Raw genomic sequence first — 9,216 nt, 5'->3', positions numbered from 1 at the left:
AAACCCCCCCGCGGGCGCCCCCCACGCCCGGCCACACACCGCCACCATCTCCTTTGCCGGTAAAGGTGCGGCCCCCCGCCCCCCGCCCCTCGCAAAGCCGGGGGGGGCGACGTATGCGTTAGGCGGTTCCTCGGCGTCGTCGCTCAGCAGGAACCCGCCGTACCGTCGAGGGCCGGGGGGCCTCACAGGCAGTTTCGATGCGAACAATCAGCAGACTTTTTGATTCCCATGACCAGGCGGCGCGTGCCGTCGAAGCGCTTCAGGCGGCAGGGATCGCCCGCCACGAAATCAGTGTCATCGGACCCTATGATGACGAAATCGGCGCCGTCTTGCGCGGTCCAGGCGCCGGTGCCGCCCTTGGCGCGGCGGCGGGCTTGTTGGCCGGCCTCGGCGCCTTCGATATCCCCGGCATCGATCCCCTCGGCGCGGGATGGCTGGCATCGGCCCTCGTCGGTGCAGCCTTGGGCTGCGTCGCCGACAGACTTTTCGGGACATCGCCCGGTATCCGCAAGCAGCCAGGCCAGCCGGATGCCGCACAAGGTGTGATCCTGGTGCTGGCGCATGTCGATGAAAGGCAGGCCGACGCCGCACAGGCGGTGCTTGGGGCTTCCGTTCAGGCAACGCAGTCCTTGGCCAGGGCGGCATGAAGATTCAGCTCGGGCAAAGCGCTTGACCAGGCTTGGCAGCGGGGCGATCAAAGCACGCATCCAAAAATCTCTGGCAAGCCGTCGCCAGAAAGTGTTGAACACCGTGCCGATCACGTTCGGCGAGCGGTTGCGCTCGACGAGGCTTGATGATTTGCTGTCGGTTTGCGGAGAACGAATAATGCATGAGCCTGTCGGTCAAGACGAATATGGGTCGACCAGCCCGTTCGATCCGGACGATCTGTCGAGGTTGAACGCAATCGGCCCGAGCGCCGGCAGCAACGATTTCGAAAAATACGCAGTCGCCGTGATCATCGTGTTCGGCGCCCTGATCATCGGTGGCCTGATGGCTGCCGGCTTGAGCTTCGGGCGCCGCAGCACCTTCTTTTTCGCGCTTGGTGGCGCCACTGCAGCATGGATATCCGGCAATGCGCTTCTGCTCGACCGGCCGCGCATCTACGCGCTGTTCGTCGGCATCGCGGCGCTGATGCTGATTGCGTCGACGATCGCGCTGGTCACCTGAAGCAAGGCGCAATCTTCTTGTTGACCATGATCTTATCCGAAAACCGGTTCCCACTTTTTGGGGTTAATACCCGATAGCCTTGCCGGCTGCGGCGCGGCTGTCGATGGCGCCATTGTAGCGGGCGCCGCCACCCTTCTCGATTTCCGCCAGGCTCTTGCCGCCGACCAGGATGCCGGCCGCCTGGCCCCAGGTCGTGTCGGCAAGATCGAGGCGGTAGCCCATGCCGGTAAGCAGCTTTTCGGTATCGGGTGACAGGCCGAAAGGTTCGATATAGACCGTGTCGGGCAACCATTGGTGATGGATGCGCGGTGCGTCGATCGCCTCCTGGATGTTCATACCGTGGTCGACGACGTTGACGATCGCCTCCAGCGTGATGGTGATGATGCGTGAACCGCCGGGGCTGCCGATGACCATGAACGGCTTGCCGTCTTTGGCGAGGATGGTCGGGCTCATCGACGACAGCGGCGTCTTTTTCGGCGCGATCGCATTCGCCTCGCCCTGGACCAGGCCATAGAGATTGGGCACGCCGGGCTTCTGGGTGAAATCGTCCATCTCGTTGTTGAGCAGGATGCCGGTGCCGGCGGCGACAACGCCGGCGCCGAAAGAGCCGTTCAGCGTGTAGGTTACCGCGACGGCATTGCCATCATTGTCGATGATCGAAAAATGCGTCGTCTCTTTGCTCTCGCCAAAACCCTTCGGCATCAATTCCTGCGAGACGCCGGCCCGGAACGGATCGATCTTTTCACGAATTTCCCTGGCGTAATTCTTGTCGAGCAGTTTTGCGACCGGATTGTCGATGAAGCCGGGATCGCCGAGCGCCGAATTGCGGTCGACATAGGCGTGGCGCATCGCCTCGACCATGACGTGAACCGTCTCGGCCGAACCGGCGCCGAGATAGGACAACGGATAGAACTCAAGCACGTTGAGGATCTCGCAGATGATGACGCCGCCGGAGCTCGGCGGCGGCGAGGAAATGATCTCGTAGCCGCGATAATTGCAGGTTGCCGGCTTGAGCTCGCGCACCGCATAGTTTTCGAAATCAGCCCTGGCCAGAATGCCGCCCTTCTCGCCACTCGCCTTGACGATGGCGTCGGCGGTCGCGCCTTTGTAGAAGGCATCCGCCCCGCGTTCGGAAATGGCGGCCAGCGAAGCCGCGAGGTCGGGCTGAACAAGACGCTCGCCGACAGCATAGGGCTTGCCGTCCGGCTTGAGGAAAATGGCCGCCGCCGCTGGGTCCCTTGCCAACCGCTCCGCGCCGCCCTGGAGCGAGGCCGCATCGCCCTGCTCCAGCACGAAGCCTTCCTTGGCAAAGCGGATGGCCGGAGCCAGCAAGTCCTGCCGCGACAGCGTGCCGTATTTCTCCCGCGCCATCTCGAAACCAGCGACCGAGCCCGGCACGCCGACCGCCAGATAGCCGTCGAGACTGGCGCCTTTTACCGGCTTGCCGTCCTTGTCGAGATACATGGTTTTGGTCGCGGCCAGCGGCGCGCGCTCGCGAAAATCGAGGAAGGTCGAGCGGCCGTCCTTGAAGCGGATGGTCATGAGGCCGCCACCGCCGATATTGCCGGCGGTCGGATAGACCACGGCCAGCGCATAGCCGACCCCGACCGCGGCATCGACCGCGTTGCCGCCCTGCTTCAGCACCTCGACGCCGACCTCAGACGCAAGATGCTGGGCGGTCACCACCATGCCGTGCTCGCCCTTCGCCGGCTGCGGCGAGGCGGCATAGGCGAGGAAGGGTACGAAGGTCAGGGTGAGGGAAAGGCTGACGGCGATTAGGGTTCGGCGGGTGTTGTGCATGGCCGTTCTCCGAGCGTGGGGGTGTGCCTAGGAAACGCGCTTGGAGCGGTTGAGTCTACTGCGAAGATCGAAAGAATCGGGAGGGTTCGCACGCCTGTGCCGGTTCGCCTCGCAACCGCCGTTGCAATCTTTGGCGACTGCAACGGCATGGATCCTAGGGTCTCCGCTACGTCGCTTCGCTCCTGCTCCGCCCTAGGATGACGAAGGGAGGGAGGTATCGGCTAATCCCGAAAGTTTGCGATTTGCCAGCAGCCGCTAGCCTGCAACGTTTGCCATTGCCATCAGCCGCCAATCCCCAACATCTGCGATTAGCTGTAGGCCCTCACGCCTTCGTCATCCTAGGGCGGAGCAGGAGCGAAGCGACGTCGCGGAGACCCTAGCATCCATGCCGTAACTTCTGAGCGCCGCAGCGTTGGTAGCAAGGCCACGCTTCATCGCGGCTCTCAGAATTTTTCAGTTACACAGCAACTTTGTTCTTGCTTTGTGCCGGCAGCTATGCTACTAATTTGGATATGGTGCTAATTGGCTCCAATGACCCGCCCTCCCGAGGCGGGTTTTTCATTTTCACCCTCAACATCAAACAATCCCGCCGCCGACGCTCGCCACCGCCGGCCGTTCGGCTGCGACCTTCGCCCGGTAGCCGGCGGCGCGGTAGGCGGCGACCGGATCGATGGCGCCGCCGGTCTTCAGCCGCGCCATGGCAAGGATCGGCTCGACGTCGATGCGATAGACTGTCTTCAGCGTCTGCGTCGCCATCAGCGCGTCATTGGCGTCCTGGAAGCCTTCGAGCGCCTTGCGGTCGACCAGCAGCGCCTGGGCATAGGCGCGCTGCACCTCGACCGCCGACAACATCAGGCTTTCTATCGGATCGGTGACGTTATGGCTCTGGTCGAGCATGTGGGCCGGATCGAAACCTTCGGCACCGGCAAGCTCGGCATCGACCAGTTCATTGAAGACGAGGAACAGCCGGTAGGGATCGATCGAGCCTGCGTCGAGATCGTCGTCGCCATATTTCGAATCGTTGAAATGGAAGCCGCCAAGTTTCTTGAACTGGATCAGTCGCGACACGATCATCTCGATGTTGACGTTGGGGGCGTGATGGCCAAGGTCGACCAGACAGAACGCCTTGTCGCCAAGCTCTTTGGCGATGATGTAATTGGTGCCCCAATCCTGCACGACGGTCGAATAGAAGGCCGGCTCGTACATCTTGTGCTCGGTGAACAGTTTCCAGCCGTCCGGCAGTCCGGCATAGATCTCCTTCATCGCGTCGAGATAGCGCTCGAATGCCTTGGCGAAATTGACCTGGCCGGGAAAGTTCGAGCCGTCACCGATCCATACCGTCAGCGCTTTGGAGCCCAGCGTCCTGCCGATCTCGATGCATTCGAGATTGTGCTCGACCGCCTGCCGGCGTGTTGCTGCATCGGCATGCGACAGCGAGCCGAATTTATAGGAAAGTTTTTGGTCCCTGCCGTCGGAGAAGGTGTTGGAGTTGATGGCGTCGAAGCCGAGGCCGAAGCGGGATGCCGCCTGCTTCAGCCGGTTCGGATCGGCCTTGTCCCAGGGAATATGCAGCGAGACGGTCGGCGTCGCCTGCGTCAATTGCCGGATGACGGCGCAGTCCTCGATCTTGTCGAAAATGTCACGCGGCTCTCCGGCGCCGGGAAAGCGGGCAAAGCGGGTGCCGCCGGTGCCGACGCCCCAGGACGGGATGGCGACGGCGAATTTCTCGACCTTGTCGCGGATGGCGTCGATGGCGATGCCGCGGCGGTCGAGGCGCTCGCCGAGAGACTCGTAGTCGCGTCTGAGGTCGGCATCGCGCGCGGCATTGTGCCTATCGACGAGGTCGGCGGAGATGATGGTTTCGGACATGGTGGTTTCCTCCCAATTTGCGTTGGTCGGCGCTGCCCCTCACCCTTACCCTCTCCCCGTAAAAAACAAGGGGGAGAGGGGGATCACCGGCGTTGTAGCGCTTCCCTTCTCCCCGTCACCATACGGGGAGAAGGTGCCGGCAGGCGGATGAGGGGCAGCGCAACCCTCAAAGACGGTCGCTTATCGCGTAAAACTCTGTGCGTTGCCGGCGTCGACGTTGATGATGTTGCCGGTCGATTTGGCCGACATATCGGAGGCGAAGAAATAGATCGCCTCGGCGATGTCTTCGGGGAACACCGACCGCTTCAGCATCGAACGCGAGCGGTAGTGCTCCTCGAGATCGTCGGTCGACATCTTGTAGGCGGCGGCGCGCTGTTCCTTCCATTCGCCGCTCCAGATCTTCGAGCCGCGCAGCACAGCGTCGGGGTTGACGACATTGACCCTGATCTGCGCTTCCGCGCCTTCCAGCGCCAGGCAGCGTGCCAGATGGATTTCGGCGGCCTTGGCAGTGCAATAGGCGGCGGCGTTTGGCGATGCGGCAAGCCCATTCTTGGAGGCGACGAAGACGACGTTGCCGCCGATCTTCTGCGCCCGAAACAGCCGGAACGCCTCCCGCGAAACCAGGAAATAGCCGGTCGACAGGATGTCCATGTTCTTGTTCCACAGCGTCAGCGTGGTGTCCTCGATCGGCGCCGAGGAGGCCAGGCCGGCATTGGAGACCAGAATATCGATGCCGCCGAATTCGACCGCCGTTTCGGCAAAGCCGGAGATCACCTGATCCTCGGACGTGACGTTGATGACTACGGCCCGCACGAAATCCTTGCCATAGGCCTTGGCAAGCTCGTCATTGGCGCTGGCAAGGGCTGCTTCGTCGATATCGGCCAGCACGACGCACGCGCCCTCGCGCAGCAGCCGGCTGGCGGTGGCCCGGCCGATGCCGCCGGCGCCGCCGGTGACCAGCGCAATCTGGCCGGCAAGAGCCTTTGGTTTCGGCAGGCGCTGCAGCTTTGCCTCTTCGAGCAGCCAGTATTCGATGTCGAAGGCTTCCTGGTCGGGCAGGCCGACATAGGTCGAGACCGTCGAGGCACCGCGCATGACGTTGACGGCGTTGACGTAGAATTCGCCCGATATGCGCGCCGTCGCCTTGTCGCCGGCGAAGGTGAACATGCCAACGCCGGGCATCAGATAGACGACGGCGTTCGGATCGCGCACCGGTGGCGAATCCGCGTGCTTGCAGCGGTCATAATAGGCCTGATAGCCGACGCGATACTCCGCCACATCATCGGCAAGACGGGCAATGACGGCATCGACGTCGGGATTTTGGGGGTCGAACTCGATGACCAGCGGCCGGATCTTGGTGCGCAGGAAGTGGTCCGGGCAGGACGTGCCGAGTGCCGCCAGCGGCCGCAAATCCCTGGAATTGACGAATTCGAGCACGGCAGGGGAATCGTCGAAATGGCCGAGCTTGTGGCTGTTCTCCGAGATCAGGCCACGGATCCTCGGCATCAGTTTTGCGGCCACGGCGCGACGCGCAGGCGCATCGAGGGATTTGACGACTTCGCCGCCGAAAATCGGCTTGCCCTTGCTCTTGCGCTCGAACCAGTCGATCGCCTGGTTGATCACCGAGATCGTCGTCTCGTAGCATTCCTTCGGCGTGTCGCCCCAGCTGAACAGGCCATGACTGGCCAGTACGACACCCTTGGCTTCGGGGTTTTCGCGGCAGAAGTTCTCCAGCCACAGGCCGAGCTCGAAGCCCGGACGTTTCCATGGCAGCCAGCCGATCGTGTCGCCGAAGATCTCCTTGGTCAGCGCCTGCGAATCCTTGGCGGCGGCAATGGCGATGATGGCATCGGGATGCATATGGTCGACATAAGGCTTCGGCACGAAGGCATGCAGCGGCGTGTCGATGGAAGCCGCGCGCGGGTTGAGGTTGAAGGTGCAATGGGGCAGATAGCCGACCATCTCGTCTTCATGTTCGAGGCCGCGATAGAGACCTTTCAGCGCGCGCAATTTGTCCATGTAGAGCGTGGCGAAGCCGTCGAGCTTGATCGAGGCGCTGTCGCCGCCCGAGCCCTTGACCCACAGCACTTCCACGCTCTCGCCGGTGAGCGGATCGTTTTGCCAGATCTTGGAGGAGGTGTTGCCGCCGCCATAATTGGTGACGCGCTTGTCGGAGCCAAGAACATTCGAGCGGTAGACCAGACGTTCGGGCTCGCTCATTGCTTGCGCTTTTGCGTCATCCCAAAGATTGGCGAGGCGCGTGCCGGAGCGCTTGTCGAGCATAGGTATCCTCCCTTTGGGACACGCAAACGGCGCGGGTCCCTTTTGTACGAATTTCTACGCAAGCGGCGGCCTTGTCAATCACAAACGATCAATATCAGTCATATTGCATTGCACAATGAAATTATCTGATCGGAAATGATTGACACTGCGCGCTTTGGGTGACTAGATGCTCCGGCAGGGAGGAACCATGCACGAGAAAGAGCGCCACAGGATCATTCTGTCCGCCGTCCAGGAAAAGCCTGTGGTGACGGTGCAGGAGATGGTCGACCTGACGGAGTCGTCGGAGGCGACGATCCGGCGCGACATCGCGGCATTGCATGTGCAAAAACGGCTGCGCCGGGTGCGCGGCGGCGCCGAGGCGCTTTCGCCGCCGCAGTTCATCGGCCTTGCCGGCCGGCCCTTTTCCGTCAACGAAACCATCAACGCTTCGCAGAAGCGGGCAATCGCGCGGGAAGCCGTGGATCTGTGCAAGGACGGCGAGCCGATCATCATCAATGGCGGTACCACCACCTTCCAGATGGTGCATTTCCTGACCGGCCGCCGCATGCCGATCTTCACCAATTCCTTCCCGATCGCGGAGCACTTGCTCAGGCACTCCAAGAACACGGTGATGCTGTCGGGCGGCACCATCTACCGCGAGCAGAACATCATCCTGTCGCCGTTCGACAATGACGTGACGCGCAATTTCTACGCGCGCCGCATGTTCATGGGCGCGCAAGGGCTGGGGCCGCTCGGTCTTATGGAAGGCGACCCGCTGCTGATCCAGGCGGAGCAGAAACTGATCGACCAGGCAGACGAATTGGTGGTGCTGGTCGATTCCTCGAAGTTCCGCAAACGCTCGAGCCTGATCCTGTGCGGCCTGTCGCGCATCGCCACGGTGATCACCGACGACGCCATCGAGGATCGCGAAGCCAAGATGCTGGAGACCGCCGGCGTGACGCTGATCATCGCCCGCACAACGGCAACCAACAAGGAAGAATCTTCGCTGCAGGCCTGAGAACCACTCACGCCCGCAGCGGCGATGGAATGCAACGCTCAAGGGAGGATATTCGATGAGCTTTCTGAAGAAATTGATGGTTACGGCGGCGTTCTCCGCCGCCATGTTCGTGAATGCCGCCTACGCCGAAAACGTCAAGATCGCGCTGGTGGTGAAGTCGCTCGGCAACGGCTTCTTCGACGCCGCCAACAAGGGCGCCGAAGAGGCGGCCAAGGAACTCGGCGATGTCGACATCATCTACACCGGCCCGACCAAGGCGACCGCCGAAGCGCAGATCGAAGTGGTCAATTCGCTGATCGCCCAGAAGGTCGATGCCATCGCCATTTCGGCGAACGACGCCGACGCGCTGGTGCCAGTGCTGAAGAAGGCGATGCAGCGCGGCATTACCGTCATCTCGTGGGATTCAGGCGTCGCGCCGGAAGGACGCCAGCTTCACCTCAACCCCTCCGATACCAACCTGATCGGTGAGACCATCATCAAGCTGGCCGCCGACTACCTGCCGGAAGGCGGCGATGTCGCCATCCTGTCGGCTTCTTCGACCGCGACCAACCAGAATGCCTGGATCGACGCGGCCAAGAAGGTGCTGCCGGAGAAGTTCCCCAAGATCAAGCTCGTCGCCACCGTCTATGGCGACGACGACTCGGCCAAGAGCACGGACGAAGCCAAGGGCCTGCTGAAGTCCTATCCGAACCTCAAGGCGATCATCGCACCGACCACGGTCGGCGTCGTTGCCGCCGCGCAGGTGGTGACCGATGAAGGCCTGATCGGCAAGGTCAACGTCACCGGCCTGGCGCTGCCGTCGGAGTTCAAGAAGTTCATCGACAATGGCGCCAGCCAGGCGGTTGCGCTGTGGAACCCGATCGATCTCGGCTACTCCGCCGTCTACCTCGCCCACGACCTGGCGGTGAAGAAGGAAGAGGCCAAGCCCGGTGCTACGCTGTCGATCGGCCGCGTCGGCAAGGTCACGCTCGACGACACCAACTCGGCTGCGATGGCTCCGCCCTTCCAGTTCGACAAGTCGAACATCGAAAAGTTCTCCAAGATCTATTGATCCTGGAACCTTCGAAACCGTGCGGCGGGGCTCAGGTTCCGCCGCGCTT

At 62.2% G+C, this 9,216-nt stretch carries 7 protein-coding genes; 3 read left to right on the top strand and 4 right to left on the bottom strand.

Annotated elements, in window-relative coordinates; translation table 11 throughout:
* Positions 1-182: 182 nt before the first annotated feature.
* Positions 183-761, bottom strand: coding sequence for a hypothetical protein (locus NKH16_RS13060; protein ID WP_352899741.1), 579 nt, complete (start codon positions 759-761; stop codon positions 183-185).
* A gap of 64 nt (positions 762-825) precedes the next feature.
* Between NKH16_RS13060 and NKH16_RS13055 the strand changes: the two genes are divergently transcribed.
* A complete protein-coding gene (locus NKH16_RS13055) occupies positions 826-1,167 on the top strand; it encodes a hypothetical protein (protein WP_292663955.1) in 342 nt (113 codons plus the stop codon).
* 63 nt (positions 1,168-1,230) lie between these two features.
* Here the strand turns inward: NKH16_RS13055 and ggt are convergent, their stop codons facing one another.
* The 3 genes from ggt to NKH16_RS13040 form a co-directional block, all read right to left on the bottom strand.
* On the bottom strand, positions 1,231-2,967 hold the full coding sequence (gene ggt / locus NKH16_RS13050; RefSeq protein ID WP_352899738.1) for a gamma-glutamyltransferase: 1,737 nt from the start codon (positions 2,965-2,967) through the stop codon (positions 1,231-1,233).
* A gap of 576 nt (positions 2,968-3,543) precedes the next feature.
* Positions 3,544-4,836, bottom strand: a complete 1,293-nt coding sequence (gene rhaI, locus NKH16_RS13045; protein WP_352838434.1) for an L-rhamnose catabolism isomerase — start codon at positions 4,834-4,836, stop codon at positions 3,544-3,546.
* 180 nt (positions 4,837-5,016) lie between these two features.
* Positions 5,017-7,119 (bottom strand): bifunctional rhamnulose-1-phosphate aldolase/short-chain dehydrogenase, encoded by a 2,103-nt coding sequence (locus NKH16_RS13040; RefSeq protein WP_352899735.1) that lies wholly within the window; start codon positions 7,117-7,119, stop codon positions 5,017-5,019.
* A 187-nt stretch (positions 7,120-7,306) separates the two neighbouring features.
* Between NKH16_RS13040 and NKH16_RS13035 the strand changes: the two genes are divergently transcribed.
* Positions 7,307-8,116, top strand: a complete 810-nt coding sequence (locus NKH16_RS13035) for a DeoR/GlpR family DNA-binding transcription regulator (protein ID WP_023677380.1) — start codon at positions 7,307-7,309, stop codon at positions 8,114-8,116.
* 55 nt (positions 8,117-8,171) lie between these two features.
* A complete protein-coding gene (rhaS, locus tag NKH16_RS13030) occupies positions 8,172-9,167 on the top strand; it encodes a rhamnose ABC transporter substrate-binding protein (RefSeq protein WP_352541324.1) in 996 nt (331 codons plus the stop codon).
* The last annotated feature ends 49 nt before the right edge of the window (positions 9,168-9,216 follow it).

It is taken from the genome of Mesorhizobium sp. M1307 (assembly GCF_040318155.1).
Taxonomy (GTDB): domain Bacteria; phylum Pseudomonadota; class Alphaproteobacteria; order Rhizobiales; family Rhizobiaceae; genus Mesorhizobium.
This window is presented reverse-complemented; position numbering and strand designations above follow the sequence as displayed.